This is a genomic window from Cytobacillus sp. IB215316, assembly GCF_033963865.1.
GTDB lineage: Bacteria > Bacillota > Bacilli > Bacillales > SM2101 > Nanhaiella > Nanhaiella sioensis.
On the sequence record NZ_JAXBMC010000005.1, the window covers coordinates 238,093 to 259,081 of the forward strand.

The window sequence follows — 20,989 nt, forward strand, 5'->3', positions numbered from 1 at the left end:
CATGTAAAGTAAGCTGGGGCTTTGTCCGAGCCCCAAAATTTTTAAAAAGTAAAAAATGTCCACGAAATCTAGGTGCACGCGCATCATATGTTAATACTTGTAGCAACAATTTGTACGAAAGAAACCAGTGTGAATATCATACTATCTCCTTTAACTAGACTACACAATCAACATTTGTAACGTCTATGTTAAAGGAGATTTTTTGCCATATACTTTTATTTCCACAAGAATCCATATATAATATGATTAAAGGTCAAAAAAAGTCAAACTACTTTTTTGGGGGGATTTAGATGGAGCTAAATAATATGACGCAAAAGCTACAAGAGGCTGTTATGTCATCCCAAACATTAGCTATTAAAAACCATCATCAGGAGGTAGATGTTGTTCACCTATTGTATACACTTTTAAATGAAGAAGATGGGCTAGTAAAGACGATTTTTCAACACTTAGATATTAAAATCCAACTTATTAAACAGCAAGTAGAAGAACTGTTACATAAGAAACCTCAAATAATTGGAGCAGGGGTTGAGGCTGGTAAAGTATATATAACTCACCAGTTACAACAGCTTTTTATATATGCAAAAGAGGAAGCTGATTTTTTTAAAGATGAATATATTTCTATTGAACATCTGTTATTAGCTATCGTAAACAAAAAGGCATCATCAGAAATGAAGGATCTGTTTATACAACACCGTGTTACTCGAGATTCATTATTAAAGGTTTTAGCTGAGATAAGGGGGAACCAAAGAGTGACAAGTCAAAACCCAGAGGTTACTTATGAAGCTTTAAAAAAATATGGGCGTGATCTCGTTGCTGAAGTACGCTTAGGGAAAGTTGATCCGGTAATTGGTCGTGATAGTGAAATTCGAAGAGTTATTAGAATTTTATCTAGAAAAACAAAGAATAATCCAGTCTTAATCGGAGAGCCAGGTGTTGGGAAAACAGCGATTGTTGAAGGTCTTGCGCAACGTATCGTGCGTAAAGATGTTCCAGAAGGTTTGAAGGATAAAACTATTTTTACATTAGATATGAGCTCGCTTGTAGCAGGTGCAAAGTTTCGTGGAGAGTTTGAAGAAAGATTAAAGGCTGTATTGCAAGAAGTGAAAAAAAGCGATGGTAGAATTCTGTTGTTTATAGATGAATTGCACACGATTGTTGGTGCAGGGAAAACAGAAGGGGCAATGGATGCTGGGAATATGCTAAAGCCGATGTTAGCTAGAGGTGAGCTCCATTGTATTGGTGCTACAACGCTTGATGAGCATCGCCAGTATATTGAAAAAGACCCTGCATTAGAGCGTCGTTTTCAGCAAGTGCTTGTTAATGAACCCACTGTAGAAGATACCATTTCCATATTAAGAGGATTGAAGGAACGATTTGAAATTCATCATGGGGTGAACATACATGATAGAGCAATTGTTGCTGCTGCAACATTATCTGATCGGTATATATCTGAACGCTTTTTACCAGATAAAGCAATTGATCTTATCGATGAGGCTTGTGCAAAAATAAGAACAGAAATTGATTCTTTACCTGCTGAATTAGATGAAGTCACTCGAAGAATGATGCAACTTGAAATTGAAGAAGCCGCTTTAAGAAAAGAAACGGACTTCGTTAGTAAAAACCGCCTTGAAATTTTAGTAAAAGAGCTGTCAGATTTAAAAGAGAAAGCTGCAGCTATGAAAGGCAAGTGGCAACTTGAAAAAGAAGGGTTGCAAAATATTCAGTTGTTACGAGAACGAATTGAAAAAGCAAAAAGAGATCTTGAAGAAGCTGAAAATAATTATGATTTAAACAAAGCTGCAGAGCTACGACATGGACTAATCCCACAATTAGAAAAGGAATATAAATTATTAGAGCAGCAGTTAAATGACCAACAACCAGAGAATCGTTTATTACGGGAAGAAGTAACAGAAGAAGAAATAGCAAATATTGTAGGCAAGTGGACGGGTATTCCAGTAACAAAGCTTGTTGAAGGTGAAAGGGAAAAGTTACTGAGACTTGCAGGCATATTAGGGAAAAGGGTCATTGGTCAGGATAAGGCAATTGAACTGGTTGCTGATGCAGTACTAAGGGCAAGAGCAGGAATAAAAGATCCAAATAAACCGATCGGCTCATTTATTTTTTTAGGTCCAACTGGCGTAGGAAAAACAGAGCTTGCAAAAGCATTGGCTGAAGCATTATTTGACAGTGAAGAACAGATGGTCAGAATTGATATGTCTGAGTATATGGAAAAGCATGCGATTTCAAGGCTTATTGGTGCACCTCCAGGTTATGTTGGGTATGAAGAAGGGGGCCAATTAACTGAGGCGATTCGTAGAAGGCCTTATTCAGTAGTATTGTTAGATGAAATTGAAAAAGCACACCCAGAAGTATTCAATATATTGTTACAATTTTTAGATGACGGACGGATTACAGATTCACAAGGTCGAACAGTTGATTTTAAAAATACAGTAATAATAATGACCTCAAATATAGGGTCTCAGTTTCTGTTAGATGGGATGGATGAGGTTGGGCAAATAAATGATGTTATTGAAAATCAAGTTCTGGATCAACTACGAGGACATTTCCGACCGGAATTTCTTAACCGAGTTGATGATATCATTTTGTTCAAACCACTTTCTCAAGCGTCTATCAATCGAATTGTTGAAAAACTGATTAACGAGCTGCAAGTTCGACTAAAAGAGAGGCACATATCAATTTCAGTTACAGCGGAAGCAAAACAATATATAGGATTAGCAGGCTTCGATCCAGTATACGGAGCGAGGCCGTTAAAAAGGTTTATTCAGAAACATGTAGAAACACTAATGGCAAAAGAAATCATTGCTGGTCATATAAACGATCATGATCATGTGAAAATTGATGCAAAAAATGGACAAATCAACATCAGTAGTGAGTGAGAATTTGTAAACGTATCTATAATTATTTATAGGCTAGTTAGATTTTGTAACTCATTTTTACCGAGTAAATTGATGGACATATAGAAACACTGTTTTTTAAAATTAAAAAATAGTCAAGAATACAAGGTTTCTTTTCTTCTATTTTTGCTAAAGTATGAACAAAAATTATGAAAAGAGCCTTTAGAAAAGAAAAAAATAAAAAAGACTTGGGTTAATCCCAAGCCTTTTTTATTTACTAAATAGGGCTGTTTTCGCATTAATTGTTGCTTTATGTTATAAGAGTTAAGCACGTATATAATTAACGTTCGAAAAAAGCCCTAAATATTCAATCGATTCCGAAGTTTTTCACGAAATCGAATTTCTTTAATGGTTTTCAGTAGGCTCGATTGGAAGTGCTTCCCCAATGATATATACAAAAAGGGTAAATGCAACAGCTAATACGGTACCTGTTGTAAAGCTATATACAGCACCAAGCATTGAGCTGCCTACATAAGTAGCCATATGTACTAATAAAAATGTCCAGAAAAAAGTCCAAAAATAACGCAATATTATCACCCCACTATTATGCATTTTAAGTTAATCATATCATAAATATTATATAGAATAAATAGATGTTACGACTTACATTTTGGTAAATACAATCATACATTGTAAAGAATGAATAACAGCTTGATTAGTGTGAGGCGGGGGAGCTATGGAAGAACTAAAACGCTTTCTACAATTAGATAAAGAATGGAACGTTGTCCATATTCCATATAAACCGAATGGTTTTGGTGTATTTGTGATAGGTGATAAAAACCATTATGTAGATCAACAGACGAGTTTTTGGATGCAAAATATGGGTAGAAGTTTGTTATTAGATTCATTTTCTAACAATGGATATACGGTGTTTTATTCCAACTTATATAATGAACATTGGGGAAGTCCAAAAGCACTATTGTTAGCAAAAAGGTTGTATCACATAATTATGCGTAAAGAGATTTTAAATAAACGTATTCATGTTTTAGCAGAAGGGATGGGAGCTTTAGTAGCTTTGCAATTAATGGAGGATGATGCAGCTAAAATTCGTTCTACGGTTTTATTAAACCCATGTATTGATTTAATTGCACAGGCAAATGCGGAAAAAGACAACAAATTTTTTTACAAACGTTTTTTAAAAGAATTTGCAGCAGCACATGATATTGATGAAAAAAATGCAGAAGTTCATTTAATGAACCTTAAACATGAGTATAAAAATAATAGTACAAATATTAAAATATGGCAGTCAGTAGACAACTATTATTATAATCCAATGATCCATTGTAGAAAGTATGAGAAATTAAGAAAAAGTATGAGTGCTCCTATTACACTTGCTTATCACTTACAAGAAAAGCGTAATAGCATTGCTCAATCTATCATACGGTTTTATAGAGAGAATGAAAAGGTCCTTTAATACAGGAAAATTTGTTGTTTATTATATGATGAGTTTTTTGTAGCTCAATAAATGTAAAATAGAAAAAATGCCAAGAACGCTAGATGTAAAAGTGCTATTATCTTATAACGAACACCAACAATCAATGCGAAAACAGCATTAATATAAGATTTGCTTAGAGTGGTTATTTAAATAAACTTCGCTGCTTCTTTTATTAAGTTAGAATTGCAAAGTGGATTTATAAGTGGTTATTTTAAATAGAAGAAAAAAAGGCAAGAAACATTTTTGTATAGACTATATAAACCTTTGTATGAAAAGGCTTTTTAACAATTGCGTAACAATTGATACTGTTTAGTGAAATCAAATTAATGAGGAAATGGTCGGAGGAGGGGAAAGATTGGAGCAGGCGATGGTATTTGGTGCGATGGGTTTTGTTGGATTCAATCTTAGTTGTTACCTTCTGGAAGAAGGGATGGAAGTATTTGGTGTGAGAAACCCTTTAATTGAAAAGTGTGATAAATTTATTGAACAAAAAATGTTGCACTTGGGTAGAAATGCTAATTTTCATTTACTTGAGCATGAAGAGGGTTCACCTTTCATTCACAAGGGCGATATCGACACAAGCTCCGCGATATATTATTGCTTGTTTGATCCTACAATTCATATAAAAAGTGAATTTTATCAACAAAAGTATATAGAAAAGTCACTCACTTTATTAACGAAAGTAATTAATTTTTGTGCTCAGCGCAAATGTAAATTAATCCTCGTATCTACACTTGATATGTTTAATCGTAATGAGCAAGTAATTAATGAAGAAACAGAACCAACACCTAAATCATTGAACGGATTATTACACCATCGTGAAGAAATATTAGTGATGAACAAAGAAAATGATCTAGAATTTCCATACATTATTGTCCGTTTACCAACGCTATATGGACCGTGGCAACCTATGGAAATGGCGTTTCAGCATGGGATTGTAACTACTGATCTCCACTCTGATCACCCCACTATACATGAAGACACAAGTGATGTTTTATATATTCGTGATTTATTAAATAGTTTATATGTTCTTGGGTCAAATAATTTATCAAACGAAATCATCCATTTTGCAAGCGGTAATGAAAGTGAATGGTTTAATGGTTATAAGTTAATTTATGAACAAGAATCATCTTTGAGAAATGAGTACAAATACCCAATCATAGATACGACAAAGGTAAGGAAATTATTAAATTTTTATCCACAAACAACAATAGATGAAGGAATTAAGAAGCAGGTAGCACACACAAAAAAAATAATGAAACATTTGATTTAGTAATTGTAAAAAAATTCCCCTTTTACAAATGAGCAAACGTCAAGGTAAAATAAGAGTTAGCTATGATCAATTTGATATAGTAATCAAGTAAAATAAATTCAAGCTTGTATACTAGTTACATAGAAGTGAATAAATAGTACTACACCTATGTCGCTAAAGGAGTTGCTGTAAATGCCTAAGCTGTTAACAGTAATCATTTTCCTTTATATTTTCATGATTGCAGGATGTGAGAATTCAGAGGGCAATAAAATCAACAATGTTGGTCTTCTCGTACCTGATACAGTTAATGATCAAGTATGGGGGACAAAGGGTTATAAAGGGATGTTAAAGATTCAGTCTAACTTTAATGTAGATGTTTTTTTAAAAGAAGGAATGAATAACGAAGCTGTTGTAAAGGTTGCAGTTGAGGACCTCAGTGCCAAAGGCGTAAATCTAATATTTGGTCATGGGAATGAATATGTGGAATACTTTAATAAAATAGCTCCTCAATACCCAAATATACATTTTATATATTTTAATGGTGATGCCGTTATTGAAAATATAACGAGCCTTAATTTTGAAGCAAATGCGATGGGTTTTTTTGGTGGTATGGTAGCTGGGAAAATGACTCAATCCAATAAGGTTGGGGTTATAGCTGCGTTTGATTGGCAGCCAGAGGTAGATGGTTTTTTTGAAGGTGCACTATTTCAAACGAACGATGAAGTTGAGGTAAAAGTTGAATATGTACAAAATTGGAATGATATTGACTTAGCATTACAAGTTGTCGATAGAATGATTAGTGAAGGTGTTGATGTTGTCTATCCTGCTGGTGATGGGTTTAATGTTCCTGTTATTGAGAGGCTGAAAGAAAATGGACTGTATGCAATTGGTTACGTTTCAGATCAATCAGATTTAGGACAGGCAACGGTGTTAACGAGTACGGTTCAAAACGTTGATATATTATATGAACTTGTTGCGGAAAGGTATAACGATGGAACGCTTGAATCAGGAAATTTATATTTCGATTTTCAGGATGAAGTTATTACCATGGGGGTATTTAGCCCAAAGATAGATCAAGCTTATCAGAAAAAAATAAATAGCTATATTCAGATTTATAAAGATACGGGGAAGCTACCTAATCAAATTGAATAATTAAAAGTGTGAATATAAGAGTAAAAACTGCTGGTGTTTTAGTAATAAGTAAATAGGCTCTTTCATGAAAGGCGGTAGCTTCGTAATTCTTGAATCATTTTTTTGATTTTTTAAAAAAGTTAAATAACGGAGTGAGCTCTTTCATCATTGGTTTAAGTTGATTATATGAGTTATAAATATCATTCAATTGTTCCATTATTTTCACATAGTCTATTTCATCATTTTGTTGTTGTGGTGTCTGATTGACACTTGGTTGTTGTTCTCTGAAATTTTGAGTTTGTCTGTCTCTGTCTCTTCGTGGGCCGAATAAAGACCTTGAAAAAGGATCAACCGGTCTTGTTTCAGCACCCCTCGAATGTTGTTCTTCTTTTTCCATAGTATCACCCCACTTCATGTGCTTTAATACTCGTGGATCATTTCGTAACTGTTGCTGCTATTGTTCCTAATTTAACATAGTTAAATTAGGAGCTAACCTGAACTTAGCAGTGGTTTCGCGCAAATTATTTGGAAATATTTTTAAGTTCTTAATAAGCAAACCACAATGTATGCGAAAATCACCTTACTTATAGCATATGTTTTATTAAAACAAATTTCGTAGACGGATATCATAATGATACTTAGGTGAACGTCCATTTTTTTGAGACAATAAAGTTGCTAAAAGGGAACAATATGGAGTAAAATTAGTACCAAGTAATAATATTTACTATTAATAAGGGCTCTTTTCATAAATCTTGTTGCCATCTTTACAAAATAGTTAAAGCTAAATGAGTTTTTGTATGAATGCCATAGTCTTGAAGAAAAGATACCATGTTTCTTGTATACGTGTTTTTGTCTTAATACAAAAAACATCAATCGATGCGAAAAAGCCATTAATAAAAAGGAGATTAGCATATGAATGCAGGTATTTTAGGAATTGGTCGATATTTACCCGAACGTGTGTTGACAAACGCTGATTTGGAAAAGATGATGGATACATCTGATGAGTGGATTCGTACACGCACAGGGATAGAGGAACGTAGAATTGCCAATGATGATATTGATACGTCAGACATGGCATTTTTTGCTGCAGAAAAAGCGTTAAAAGATGCGGAAATCACAGCTGATGAAGTAGATATGATTTTAGTTGCTACGGTGACACCAGATCAGCCATTTCCATCAGTAGCATGCAGAATTCAGGAGAGGTTAGGAGCAAGTAAAGCGAACGCTATGGATATAAGTGCTGCTTGTGCTGGGTTCATGTATGGCATGGTAACCGCCAAACAATTTATATCTACCGGGACTTATAAGCATGTGTTAGTCATTGGTGTTGAAAAATTGTCTAAGATTACTAACTGGGAAGATCGCAATACGGCTGTCTTATTTGGGGATGGGGCTGGTGCCGTCGTTATGGGGCCTGTTTCAGAAGGTAGAGGCTTACTTTCTTTTGAACTAGGAGCGGATGGAACCGGTGCAAACCATTTATACCAAGATGAATATATCATTATGAATGGACGTGAAGTCTTTAAATTTGCGGTAAGGCAAATGGGTGAGTCTAGTGTCAATGTATTGGAAAAAGCTGGATTGACAAAAGAAGATGTTGACTTTCTCATTCCTCATCAAGCGAATATTCGTATTATGGAATCAGCGAGAACAAGGCTCGAACTACCAGAAGAAAAAATGTCAAAAACAGTGCATAAATATGGGAATACTTCAGCTGCTTCAATCCCAATTTCCATCGTTGAAGAGCTAGAGGCTGGTAAGATCAAAGATGATGATTTGCTCGTCATGGTCGGCTTTGGCGGAGGTTTAACTTGGGGAGCTATTGCTTTCCGTTGGGGGAAATAACAAAAATTAAATTATTTAAATAAATGTTGAGTAATTCATGTATAAATGGACAAAGGAGATGCTTACAATGAATAAACGTAGAGTTGTTATTACAGGTTTAGGTGCTGTTACACCTCTTGGATCATCAGTGGAAGCAACATGGGAAAATTTAATAAAAGGTGTTTCGGGTATTGGAACTGTTACGCGCGTGAACCCAGATGATTATCCTGCTAAGGTAGCAGGTGAAGCAACAGACTTTAACCCTGAAGATTTTATGGAAAAGAAAGATGCACGAAAAATGGATCGTTTTACGCAATTTGCGTTAGCTGCATCTTTGATGGCAGTAAAAGATGCCAGCCTAACAATCACAGATGATATTGCTCCAAGAGTTGGTGTCTGGATCGGATCTGGGATAGGTGGTATGGAAACATTTGAAAATCAATTTGAAACATTTCAAAAACGAGGCTATCGTCGTGTGAGTCCGTTTTTTGTACCGATGATTATCCCTGATATGGCAGCAGGTCAAGTGTCAATTGCTCTCGGTGCCAAAGGGATAAATTCTTGTACTGTCACAGCATGTGCTACTGGGACGAATTCTATCGGTGATGCATTTAAAGTCATCCAGCGAGGAGATGCGGATGTAATGGTTTCAGGTGGCGCGGAAGCACCAATTACGAAAATGTCCATGGCTGGATTTTGTGCTAATACGGCGTTGTCAACAAATCCAGATCCAGATACAGCGAGCCGTCCTTTTGATAAAAATCGAGATGGTTTCGTAATGGGTGAAGGAGCTGGAATCATTGTCCTAGAGGAGCTAGAGTTTGCTAAAGCAAGAGGGGCAAAAATTTATGCAGAAGTAGTCGGTTACGGTTCTACTGGAGATGCCTATCATATTACAGCACCTGCACCAGGTGGAGAAGGTGGTGTTCGTGCAATGAGGCAAGCAATTGAGGATGCTGACCTTACACCAGAACAAATTGATTATATTAATGCTCACGGTACGAGCACACAATACAATGAAAAATTTGAAACAATGGCGATTAAAGAAGTGTTTGGTTCGTATGCCGAAAAACTACCAATTAGCTCAACGAAATCCATGACAGGCCACCTACTAGGTGCTGCAGGTGGGATAGAAGCAATATTCTCAGTCCTATCGATTAAGGAAGGAATCATTCCTCCGACTATTAACTTGGAAACTCCTGACCCTGATTGCGACCTTGATTACGTTCCGAATGAAGCTAGAAAACAGGAAGTATCTGTAGCGTTAAGTAACTCATTAGGTTTCGGGGGTCATAACGCAGTATTAGTCTTTAAAAGTTATGAATAATAATATGATCACCCAAAAAACTGGCTATTTTTATATGCCAGTTTTTTGTGCTTATATGGCCTATGCACTCACATTAACATTTTGTCATATGATGAAAAGAAAACTGTATTCTTCTTTAAGAAGTGATTAATAACATGATTAGGCTCTTTTCGTATATTTTGTAGCCATTGTTACAAAATTAGTGCCATAAAAAGAAGTTTTATATGTTAACCATCGTTGTACAGAAGAAAAGGTGTCACGAACTCTAGTTGTGTATTACGTGTTTATTTCTTAATACGTAATAGAACAACCAATGCGAAAACAGCCTTTTTAAAAAAGTTAACAAACTGATGGTTTTACAACATTCATCTCATAAAGAAAATAGTCTCTAAGACTATTTATTCTTCATACGAGATACGAGATACATCAATTAATGCGAAAACAGCGCATATTGTTAATATTAATCATACAATAAAAGGGTGAAAAAGATGCCTGTAATATCTACCTATGAATGGCTGGATCAATGGTACGACGAACCATATAAACTGTGTGAAAAATTAGCAAAATTATTTGGAGGAACATCTGAGAGGTCTATCTATTCATATCTTCGTTCCTTTGGAATGTATCGCCCCTCAAGGAATGGTAAGGAATGTATACATGAGCTCAAGGAGAATAAAGTATGGGAAATTGTAAAAAAAGAGCATCAACTTTTACAAAAAGAATGGGCGGGTGAAGATGTACCGATCATCATTTTTCCAGCCGATTCATCAAATCCAGGCTTGCGCGAATACAATGGTAAATCTGGTGTTGCTTTTAAAGATAAGCTATTTTTATTCGTCTCTCCACAAAATGAGAAAAATGAAATTCGTGCTTTATTTACACATGAATATAATCATGTTTGTAGGTTATCAAAGTACAAAAAAAATGATGACAGTTATACTCTATTGGATACGATTATCTTAGAGGGGCTCGCTGAAAATGCTGTTAGGGAAAGACTTGGGGATAAATATGCTGCTGCATGGACGAATTATTACTCTCAGGATGAAGCTCAATATTATTGGAATAAAATAATAAAACCGAAAAGGAATGTGTTAAGAAGTCACCGGATTCATGATCAGCTTCTATATGGTCATGGACTTTTTCCAAAAATGGTAGGCTATAATGTTGGATATCAATTAGTGAAATCGTGTATAGATCATCAAGGTGATGCGATAAAGACTTTGTTATCTTTCCAAAGTAATGACATCGTTAAATATTCAGACTTTTAATCATTATTAAATGCTTAAAGAGGAGTAGTAGAAAATCTAGTATACTAGCTACTTTTCTTTTTTTTATATTTTGAAAATATTGTAACTTTAAAAAATATATTGATTTTGTAAAGAATCTGTAATATATTTTATTATAATATTATGTTTAAAAATTCATATTAAATATATTACTAATTAGAGGTGTACTATGAGTTCAAATTCTCGTCAAAACGCTGAAACACCTTTATTAAAGGTGAGCAATTTAGAAACAGCCTTTAAAATTGATGGTGAATACCACAATGCCGTTGATAATGTGTCATTCTCAGTAAAGCCGAAGCAAATTGTCGGAATTGTTGGAGAATCAGGATGCGGAAAGAGTGTTATGTCACTTTCCATCATGAAGCTGTTACCAAAGCACAACGGAGAAATTAGAAGTGGACAAGTTGATTTTAAAGGTAAGGAATTGCAAGATTTAGATGATAATGAGATGAATACAATTCGCGGAAAAGATATTTCTATGATTTTCCAAGAGCCGATGACTGCACTAAATCCAGTTTTCACAATCGGCTTTCAACTTGAAGAAGTACTTTTTAACCATATGAATATTTCTAAACGTGAAGCGCGCTTGAAAAGTGTTTCTTTATTAAAAAGTGTCGGAATTTCCAGACCTGAGCAAATTGTCGAAGAATATCCTCACCAGCTTTCAGGTGGAATGAGACAAAGGGTAATGATAGCAATGGCTATCGCTTGTCAGCCACAATTGTTGATCGCTGATGAGCCTACAACTGCACTCGACGTAACTGTACAAGCCCAAATTCTTGAATTGCTTAAGGAAATTCAAGAAGTAAATGATATGTCAATCATTCTTATTACGCATGATTTAGGTGTCGTTGCAGAGATGTGCGATGAAGTAATCGTTATGTATGCAGGTAGAATTGCTGAAAGAGCTAGTGCAGAAGAACTGTTTTACAACCCGAAGCATCCGTACACGAAGCTATTAATGGGTTCCATTCCTAAGTTAGATGAGGAAGTTGAAAAGTTAAGTTCTATTGAAGGAATTGTACCTTCCCTAGTCAATATGCCGAAAACTGGCTGTAAATTTGTTGACCGTTGTCCACAAGCAATGGCAGAATGTAGAGAATTAACACCACAGCTGAAAGAGGATAATGTTAATCATGAGGTAGCTTGTTTGTTATATGAAAACAGCTTTCCTACTGAAAGGGTGAAGGTGAGTAAATGAGCCAACAATCAACTTTAGAAGAAAAAGAAAGTTTACTAGAGATAGTAAATTTGAAAACTTACTATCCTATTAAAGGTGGAATTTTACGTAGAACGATAGGCAATGTTAAAGCAGTTGACGATGTATCCTTTGAAATTAAGAAGGGTGAAACATTCGGGCTTGTAGGAGAATCTGGATGTGGTAAATCAACAACAGGTAGAACGATTTTACGTTTGTTGGAACCGACAGACGGCAAGATTATTTTTGATGGACAAGACATTACGAAGTTAAGAGGTGCATCCCTAAGACAGATGCGTAAAGACTTCCAAATGGTTTTCCAAGATCCTTATGCTTCACTAAATCCTACAATGATGGTCGGAAGTTTGGTATCAGAGCCTATTCGCAATTACAAAAAAGTTTCTGAAGAAGATTTAAAAGAAGATGTCATGGATTTGCTGAAGAAGGTTGGGCTACCTCCTGATGCATACTATAAATATCCACATGAATTTTCAGGTGGACAAAGACAGCGTGTCGGTATAGCTAGAGCGCTTGCACTTCGCCCAAAGCTTATCATTGCCGATGAACCTGTGTCCGCACTTGACGTGTCAGTGCAGTCACAAGTATTAAACTTGTTGAAAGAATTACAAGATGAATTTGATTTAACGTATTTGTTTATCGCACATGACTTAAGTGTAGTGAAACATATGAGTGATAGAATTGGTGTTATGTATTTAGGTGGGATCGCAGAGCTTGCTGATAAAGAAAGCTTGTATGCTGAACCTTTACACCCGTATACCCAAGCGCTGTTATCTGCGATTCCTGAACCTGATCCAAGGAAGAAAAAAGAGCGCATTATTTTAGAAGGGGACGTACCTAGTCCAGCAAATCCACCTGAAGGCTGTGCTTTCCATCCACGCTGTGCCCATGCTAAACCGGAGTGTCAGAAGGTGAAGCCTGTTTTGAAGGAGGTGAAAAAAGGTCATAAAGTAGCATGTCACTTATATTAACGAAACTGATTAATTAGGGGGAGAACTATGAAAAAATCATTATGGCTGTTTTCATTAATGCTTGTGTTAGCATTGTTCTTAGCTGCTTGTGGTGGCGGGGATGACGCTTCAGCTCCAGCAGATGATAATAACACAGAAGAAACTGATTCCAACGATACTGAAGTTACAGAAGAAGAAGGTCCTAAAGAAGGCGGAATTGTGACATACGGTTTTACATCACCGTTTAAAGGTGTATTATCGTATGCATATTATGAAGGAACTGATGATGCAGAAATTTTACAGTTTATGCAGGAGGGCTTAACTGCTACTGATGTAAACTTACAAACTGTACCAAACTTAGCAGACTGGGAGCTTTCTGAAGATAAGCTAACGTTAACGTTTAAGTTAAAGCAAGGTGTTAAATGGCATGATGGCGAAGAGTTAACTGCTGAGGATATGGAATATGCTTGGTACTTAATTGCTGACCCTACTTATGAAGGAGCTCGTTTTTCAAACGTAGCAATGATTGAAGGTGCTGAGGATTACCAAGCAGGTAATGCTGACACGATTTCAGGTATTACAGTAGTAGATGACTATACAATTGAAGTAAAAGTAACAGAACCATCTGTTAACTTAGTTGATAACATCTGGACAGTACCAGAACCAAAACATTATTTCGGAGATTTATCATCTAAAGAAGTACCTGATTCTGATCAAGTTCGTGTAAACCCAATTGGTCTTGGACCATTTAAAGTGAAAAACATCGTACCTGGTGAGATGGTTGAATTAGAGCGTTTTGACGATTACTGGAATGGCAGACCTTTATTAGATGGTGTTGTGTATAAAGTAATAGATGGCGCATTAGCTTCAGGTTTGCTTGAAAGTGGTGAGATCGACATTATCACAGCACCTTCTGACCAGTGGGAGATTATTAAAGATTTACCAAACCTTGAGAATGAAGTAGTAGATGCTTTATCATACAGCTATATCGCTTTTGATATGGGTTATTACGATACTGAAAACAACGTAGTAGTAAGTGACAACCCGAAATTCCAAAACAAAACGTTACGTCATGCAATGGCTACTGCGATTAATCGACAAGAATTTGTAGATAGCTTTAGAAATGGACTTGGAAAACCATTAAATGTTCCTTTCCCATCTGTTTCTTGGGCAAAAATTCCTGATGATCAAATTAACACATATGATTATGATCCAGATAAAGCAATGGAAATGTTAGATGAAGCTGGCTATGTCGATGTTGATGGTGATGGCTTCCGTGAAGATCCAGAAGGAAATAAATTCACGATTAACTTTGACGCGATGAGTGGTGCAGAAACGTCTGAGATTCGTGCTCAATACGTACTACAAGCATGGCAAAATGTTGGACTTGATGCTCAATTAAACGGTGGAGCACTAAAAGACTTCAACTTATTCTATGATACGATTGAAGCAGATGATCCATCTGTTGAAACATTCCATGGTGCTTGGGGACTAGCTACAGATCCAGATCCGTCAGGTATTTGGTTAAGTACTGATAAGTGGAACATGTGGCGCTGGTATAATGAAGAATCTGACGAACTAATTAAAGCTGGTATCCAATTCCCAGAAGATCCAAGCAAAGATGTACTTGAGCACCGCAAAGAGATTTATTACGAATGGCAAAAACTTGTTAACGAAGAGCTACCTGTTATTTTCTTTGAACAACGTGAAGATGCTTGGGCGATTAACAAGCGCTTAAAAGGCGTAACAGTTACACCATTTGGCGTACTCGATTTCGAAAAATGGTATGTTACAGAGTAATAAAATCTATTTGAAATTGTACGATAAGGAGATCCGACATGCTACAATATACGATTCGTAGACTATTAGGAATGATTCCGTTACTTTTCCTTATCTCCGTAGTGGTATTTACCCTGGCTAAGCTAATGCCAGGGGATGCCCTTTCGGGTAAAGTTGATCCGCTCAATTCTGATCCTGAATATATTGCAGAGATGCGTGAAAAAATGGGTTTAAATGACCCAATTCACGAGCAATATTTTCGTTGGATAAGCGGCGTTCTACAAGGAGATTTCGGAGATTCATTTGTTCATAAACGTGATGTATCTGAGCTAGTATTTTCTCGCTTTCCAAACACACTCTTACTCGCAATATCTGCACTTCTAATTGCTTATGTTTTGTCATTTTTGATGGGGAGACATGCAGGAAGATATCCTTATAAAAAAGGAGATTATTTTATCTCAACCTATAATTATATTGCCTTAGCGATTCCAAGTTTTGTTGCGGCATTAGTTGCTATTTACGTGTTTGCTATTAAATTAGGCTGGGTACCGGCAACTGGTAGTATCGGTGCTGGTGTAGAAGCTGGGACTCTGGAATATTATATGAGTAAATTAAAGCATACGATTTTACCTGCTTTAGTATTAGGTGCAATGTCTACAGCTAGTTATACGCAATTTTTACGAAATGATATTATCGAAAGCTCACGTAAAGATTACGTTCGTACAGCGAGAGCGAAAGGTACAAAAGAGAGTACTATTTATAATAAGCATATATTACGCAACTCTCTTATACCGATCGTAACATTATTAGGTTTTGATATCGCATCTTTATTAAGTGGGGCAATCATTGTTGAATCAATTTTCACATATCCAGGCATTGGTAACTTGTTTTTTGAGTCGATGAATAGCCGAGACTATTCAGTTTTAATGGCAATCACTATGCTACTGTCAATGATGGCGTTAATTGGTAATTTATTAGCGGATTTACTTTATGGGATAGTTGATCCGAGAATCCGTTTAGGTTAGTGAGGTGAAAAAGATGGAACCATCAGTGTCAAATCAAGCAAACTCTGTTATACCACAAACAAAACGTCCCAAAAATCAATCACCGTGGGCAATAGCTCGACGAAAATTTTTACGTAATAAGCCAGCTATGATTAGCTTAATATTCTTGCTATTTATTACTACTGTAAGTATGTTAGCTGAACCGTTAACGGTACCGATGGAAGAAACGAATATTATCAACACAAGTCAACTTAGTCAGGAACCATCATCTGAGCATTGGTTCGGTACTGACAAAGCTGGGAGAGAAGTATTTGACCGTGTTCTTCACGGAGGAAAGACATCATTATTACTCGCGTTTTCAATTACGCTAATCCTTACTATTGTCGGTACAATTATTGGTGCTACTTCTGGATTTTTCGGAGGTAAGGTTGATTCAGTACTTATGAGATTTACGGATTTTGTTCTAATATTTCCGTTCTTACCGTTTGTAATCGTATTGAAAGCGATTTTTATTGAATCAGGTATTGCTGTTCTCATTTTTGTTATTAGTATATTAAGCTGGACAGGTATGGCTCGTATAGTCCGAGGACGAGTATTAGCTGAAAAGGAAAATGAGTATATTCTTAGTGCAATATCAATTGGTTGTTCACCAGCGAAAGTTATTAGAAAGCACTTATTTCCAAATATCATGTCTATTATTATCGTACAAGCAACACTCTTATTGGCGGTAATGATAGTTGTTGAAACTGGCTTAAGTTTCCTTGGTTTTGGTGTTCCTATGACAACTCCGAGCTGGGGTAACATGCTTCAAGAAGCACGTAGCCCAGATGTTTTACAATATAAATGGTGGATATGGCTTCCACCAGGTTTAGCAATTGCTTTAACGATTCTTTCAATTAATTTTGTGGGTGAAGGCTTGAAGGATGCATTTAATCCGAAATCTAGCCGATAATTAAAAAAATCTATCACTTTAATAGTGATAGATTTTTTTTTGACTACTTTTTTTTATTTTCGTTTCATATATATGAATAAGTTCCATAGGACAAGTATTAATCCGTTTACAGTTATTTGCTATATTCGACAGAAATGTACCTTTTCACTATTTATATCAATTGACAATAATTTTGGTGTTAATAACAATAAGAGGAGTGTGAGCTAAATTATGTACCGCCTGTTTTTGTTTCTTGTAGGATTTGGTCTTTGTGTTGCCGGGGGAATTAGTATTATAGCTTACTTGAATTTGCTCACACTCGGTGTAGGAGTTATTGACTATGTCATATTTATTAGCAAAAGGGTAGAAAGTTATTTATTAGTAATAGGAATCTGTATTATTTGGCTTAGCATTTATTTACAATTTGATAATGAAGAATAGTAATTATGTTAACAGATAATGGTCACTTTTACTTTCTAAAATATGTATAAGTAGAAAAACAGCATCGATTAGTTTCAAATTATGGAATAAATTTATAGTACTCTGCCTATACTGTTGACAAACAGTAGTGAAGTGAGGGGTAAAAGTATGTTGTATCTTCATGATGTTTGGGTAAACTGGTTTGAAGGTGAAGAGAACGGATATAATGTATGTCACTTTCACGAATGGAGAAGTGACGATAGTGTGGAGTTATTAGATCAAGTTCCATTGATTAAGGTTGATCCATTTCTCTATGCTTATATTGAAAATGATTTGATGGAATTACCTGCACAACTGCTAGAAGATGTACATAAGAAAGCATTCATTCGGAAAAATCATGAACGGAAACAATTAGAGTATTGTTTTGTTGTAACAGATGGGTCAGGGATTATTGCGATTGATACAATAGGATATCATATACCTATAAGAAAAAGCAGGCTTATACCAAGACAAGAGCAATTGGTATATGAAATGGTCCAAGATAAAGAACAAGACACATATGCGATAGAACTTCATCATAATGAGGAAAAGGAATACCATATTCTTTCGCTTGAACCGGAGCTGATGAGCGGACTAACGAGAAAAGAAAGACAACTTAAACAGCTATTGTTTATGGCCTTAGATCAGCTATATCAAACGAAAAATGCTGCACAAATAAGATATTGGTATACTGAATGGAAACCACAACATTATGAAAATATACAACAAATGACTTTTAAAGAAGCTTGGTATAGTTTATATGAGGAAGCAAAAACGGGCTGGAGTAGTAAACATGAGCTCTTATGTGAAAACTTAATAAAAGGACAACCATTTTTTGAAAAATTGTGGGAGCTAGAACAAGAGTCAAAAGTAAATTAACAAAGTAATCGGGCTATGATCCGATTACTTTTTATTTTGCTTTTCTCACATTATTTTTTGTAATTGAAATAAACATGTACACAACTAAAGTGCGTGGCAACTTTTTTCTGTACCACGATGACTAACAATGTAAATCACAATTCATATTAGTTCGATAATAATATTATCAAAGTTTACGAAAAGAGCCTAGATTTTTGTATCGAAAAATATGCTTTAACAATGGGTAATAAAGAATAGGATAATGGGTGGATTATACCTTCTCTACTTATATAAATCTCACAAATTTTTGATAAATAACTAAATTTTGTAATGTATTTGTAATGCTTGTAATATATTGAATGTGAATTGAAAATTATGAAATTTCACATAAAAAATGACTATTTTCGAACTTGGAATCGACAGTTATACAACTAGAGTTTATAGCTATTATTCAATCGGAAATTTTAGTCTAGTTGTTGTAGTTAATAAGAAGAACCCCACAAAATACCGAAAAGAGTCAAAAAAAATTGAGGTGTACTATGGGTATTAATTCTCATTCAAGAACGGTATCACCACTATTAGAAGTAAGAAATTTAGAGACAGCTTTTCAAGTAGATGGAGAATACTATAATGCTGTGGATCAAGTGTCATTTACTGTGAAGCCAAAGCAAATTGTGGGTATTGTTGGAGAATCAGGCTGTGGAAAAAGTGTTATGTCATTATCTATTATGTCACTGTTACCGAAGGGTATCGGGAAAATTAACGGTGAGATTTTTTTTGAGGGAAAACATATAGAGAAGATGGGTGACAAGGAGCTAAATAGTATTCGAGGAAAAGACATAACTATGATATTTCAAGAACCTATGACAGCGCTAAATCCAGTCTTTACGATAGGGTCCCAGGTGCAGGAAGTTCTGTTAAATCATTTGAAGATTTCTAAGAAGATGGCAAGAGATAAAAGCATTGCCCTCTTGAAAAGCGTTGGAATTTCTAGACCGGAAAAGGTGGTTGATGAATATCCACATCAATTGTCAGGAGGAATGAGACAAAGGGTCATGATTGCGATGGCAATTGCATGCCAACCAAAACTTCTCATTGCAGATGAACCTACGACGGCTTTGGATGTTACTGTGCAAGCACAAATTTTAGAATTGCTTAAGGATATTCAAGAAGTAAATGATATGTCAATTATATTAATTACTCATGATTTAGGTGTTGTTGCTGAGATGTGTGATGAAGTACTCGTAATGTATGCTGGAAAGATTGTAGAATCTGCGGACGTTGAGACGTTATTTAGTAAACCACAGCATCCATATACAAAAGCTCTATTGGAATCCATCCCTAAAATGGATACCGTAGTTGAGAAATTAGGTTCTATTGAAGGGATCGTTCCTTCTATTACTCGTATGCCTGATGTCGGATGTAGGTTTGCGAACCGTTGTCAAGAAGTGAAAGAACAATGCAAAGTTGTAGCTCCACAGTTAGTAGAAACTGATCAATCACATTTTGTTTCGTGTTTACTATATGAAACTAGTCAATTAAAGAAGTGAGGGTAAGACATGTTAAGAGCAATGGATAATGAAAACTCTCTAGTTGAAATTAAGAACTTAAAAACATATTACCCAATAAAAGGAGGGTTTTTTCGTAGAACTGTTGGGCAAGTAAAAGCAGTTGACGATGTATCATTTGCTATCAAAAGAGGTGAAACATTTGGCCTCGTTGGAGAATCAGGCTGTGGGAAGACTACAACTGGCCGAACGTTGCTAAGGTTGATAGCCCCAACAGATGGAAGTATTGTATTTGAAGGACAAGATATTACTAAAGTTGCAGGAAGTTCATTACAAAAATTAAGACGTAATTTTCAAATGATCTTTCAGGATCCATATGCGTCATTAAATCCGAAACAAATGATTGGTGATATCATTTCTGAACCTATACGAAATTATTCTAAAATTACTAAAAGAGATTTAAAAGATGAGGTTATGAATCTGCTAGAAAAAGTCGGCTTACCTAGGGACTGTTATTTCAAATATCCCCATGAGTTTTCTGGTGGTCAGAGGCAGCGTATTGGCATCGCAAGGGCGCTAGCATTAAAGCCAAAATTTATCATAGCTGATGAGCCTGTATCTGCGCTAGATGTATCTGTGCAATCACAAGTCCTTAATTTACTTAAAGAACTACAAAGTGCTTTCAACTTAACTTATTTATTTATTGCACATGATTTAAGTGTAGTGAAACATATGAGTGACCGGATTGGAGTAATGTATTTAGGTAGAATAGTAGAAATCGGTGAAAATCATAGTTTATACTCAATGCCGCTACATCCATATACACAAGCACTTATATCAGCAATTCCACAACCAGACCCTATGGCAAAGAAAGAGCGTATTATTTTACATGGAGATGTCCCTAGTCCGGCAAATCCTCCAACAGGCTGTCCATTTCACCCTCGTTGTGTACACGCAAAGCCGGAGTGCGAACAAGTGAAGCCGTCTTTAAAGGAGGTGAAACAAGGACATTCAGTTGCTTGTCATCTATATTAAAGGCTCTTTTCGTTTTTTCACTATTTATTAGCTAGATGAGGATAAGAATATACAACTATTTTAGAGACGGCAAGATGACATCAACCATTCGATATATGTA

General features: G+C 35.6%; 17 protein-coding genes. 15 read left to right on the plus strand and 2 right to left on the minus strand.

Going from position 1 to position 20,989, the window contains the following annotated elements:
- Positions 1-290: 290 nt before the first annotated feature.
- A complete protein-coding gene (gene clpB, locus SLH48_RS11335; RefSeq protein ID WP_320258232.1) occupies positions 291-2,897 on the plus strand; it encodes an ATP-dependent chaperone ClpB in 2,607 nt (868 codons plus the stop codon).
- A gap of 363 nt (positions 2,898-3,260) precedes the next feature.
- Here clpB and SLH48_RS11340 read toward each other — a convergent pair whose 3' ends face one another.
- Positions 3,261-3,443, minus strand: a complete 183-nt coding sequence (locus SLH48_RS11340) for a YjzD family protein (protein ID WP_214482594.1) — start codon at positions 3,441-3,443, stop codon at positions 3,261-3,263.
- A gap of 148 nt (positions 3,444-3,591) precedes the next feature.
- Here SLH48_RS11340 and SLH48_RS11345 point away from each other — a divergent pair, with 148 nt between their 5' ends.
- From SLH48_RS11345 to SLH48_RS11355, 3 genes are all read left to right on the plus strand, one after another.
- On the plus strand, positions 3,592-4,329 hold the full coding sequence (locus SLH48_RS11345) for a hypothetical protein (protein ID WP_320258233.1): 738 nt from the start codon (positions 3,592-3,594) through the stop codon (positions 4,327-4,329).
- A 376-nt stretch (positions 4,330-4,705) separates the two neighbouring features.
- On the plus strand, positions 4,706-5,623 hold the full coding sequence (locus tag SLH48_RS11350; RefSeq protein WP_320258234.1) for an NAD(P)-dependent oxidoreductase: 918 nt from the start codon (positions 4,706-4,708) through the stop codon (positions 5,621-5,623).
- A 171-nt stretch (positions 5,624-5,794) separates the two neighbouring features.
- Positions 5,795-6,754, plus strand: a complete 960-nt coding sequence (locus tag SLH48_RS11355) for a BMP family ABC transporter substrate-binding protein (RefSeq protein WP_320258235.1) — start codon at positions 5,795-5,797, stop codon at positions 6,752-6,754.
- 94 nt (positions 6,755-6,848) lie between these two features.
- Here SLH48_RS11355 and SLH48_RS11360 read toward each other — a convergent pair whose 3' ends face one another.
- Positions 6,849-7,130 carry a hypothetical protein gene (locus SLH48_RS11360; RefSeq protein ID WP_320258236.1) on the minus strand — a complete coding sequence of 94 codons (282 nt, stop codon included), beginning with the start codon at positions 7,128-7,130 and terminating at the stop codon, positions 6,849-6,851.
- Positions 7,131-7,645: 515 nt separating this feature from the next.
- Here SLH48_RS11360 and SLH48_RS11365 point away from each other — a divergent pair.
- From SLH48_RS11365 to SLH48_RS11415, 11 genes are all read left to right on the plus strand, one after another.
- A complete protein-coding gene (locus tag SLH48_RS11365; RefSeq protein WP_214482598.1) occupies positions 7,646-8,578 on the plus strand; it encodes a beta-ketoacyl-ACP synthase III in 933 nt (310 codons plus the stop codon).
- Between the two features lie 67 nt (positions 8,579-8,645).
- A complete protein-coding gene (gene fabF, locus SLH48_RS11370) occupies positions 8,646-9,884 on the plus strand; it encodes a beta-ketoacyl-ACP synthase II (RefSeq protein WP_320258237.1) in 1,239 nt (412 codons plus the stop codon).
- 467 nt (positions 9,885-10,351) lie between these two features.
- Positions 10,352-11,131 (plus strand): DUF2268 domain-containing protein, encoded by a 780-nt coding sequence (locus SLH48_RS11375; RefSeq protein WP_320258238.1) that lies wholly within the window; start codon positions 10,352-10,354, stop codon positions 11,129-11,131.
- Between the two features lie 187 nt (positions 11,132-11,318).
- Positions 11,319-12,350: an ABC transporter ATP-binding protein gene (locus SLH48_RS11380; protein WP_320258239.1), complete on the plus strand. Its 1,032-nt coding sequence runs from the start codon at positions 11,319-11,321 to the stop codon at positions 12,348-12,350.
- Entirely contained in the window at positions 12,347-13,336 is a 990-nt protein-coding gene (locus SLH48_RS11385; protein WP_320258240.1) for an ABC transporter ATP-binding protein, read from the plus strand. Before SLH48_RS11380 ends, SLH48_RS11385 begins: the two co-directional genes overlap by 4 nt.
- A 27-nt stretch (positions 13,337-13,363) precedes the next feature.
- Entirely contained in the window at positions 13,364-15,115 is a 1,752-nt protein-coding gene (gene opp4A, locus SLH48_RS11390) for an oligopeptide ABC transporter substrate-binding protein (RefSeq protein ID WP_320258241.1), read from the plus strand.
- A 38-nt stretch (positions 15,116-15,153) separates the two neighbouring features.
- Positions 15,154-16,119 (plus strand): oligopeptide ABC transporter permease, encoded by a 966-nt coding sequence (opp4B, locus tag SLH48_RS11395; protein WP_214482604.1) that lies wholly within the window; start codon positions 15,154-15,156, stop codon positions 16,117-16,119.
- Positions 16,120-16,132: 13 nt separating this feature from the next.
- Complete coding sequence (gene opp4C / locus SLH48_RS11400) at positions 16,133-17,050, plus strand: oligopeptide ABC transporter permease (protein ID WP_320258242.1); 918 nt, start codon at positions 16,133-16,135, stop codon at positions 17,048-17,050.
- 567 nt (positions 17,051-17,617) lie between these two features.
- On the plus strand, positions 17,618-18,367 hold the full coding sequence (locus SLH48_RS11405; RefSeq protein ID WP_320258243.1) for a YjbA family protein: 750 nt from the start codon (positions 17,618-17,620) through the stop codon (positions 18,365-18,367).
- A gap of 518 nt (positions 18,368-18,885) precedes the next feature.
- Positions 18,886-19,896, plus strand: coding sequence for an ABC transporter ATP-binding protein (locus SLH48_RS11410; protein ID WP_320258244.1), 1,011 nt, complete (start codon positions 18,886-18,888; stop codon positions 19,894-19,896).
- Between the two features lie 9 nt (positions 19,897-19,905).
- On the plus strand, positions 19,906-20,889 hold the full coding sequence (locus SLH48_RS11415) for an ABC transporter ATP-binding protein (RefSeq protein WP_320258245.1): 984 nt from the start codon (positions 19,906-19,908) through the stop codon (positions 20,887-20,889).
- Positions 20,890-20,989 lie beyond the last annotated feature (100 nt).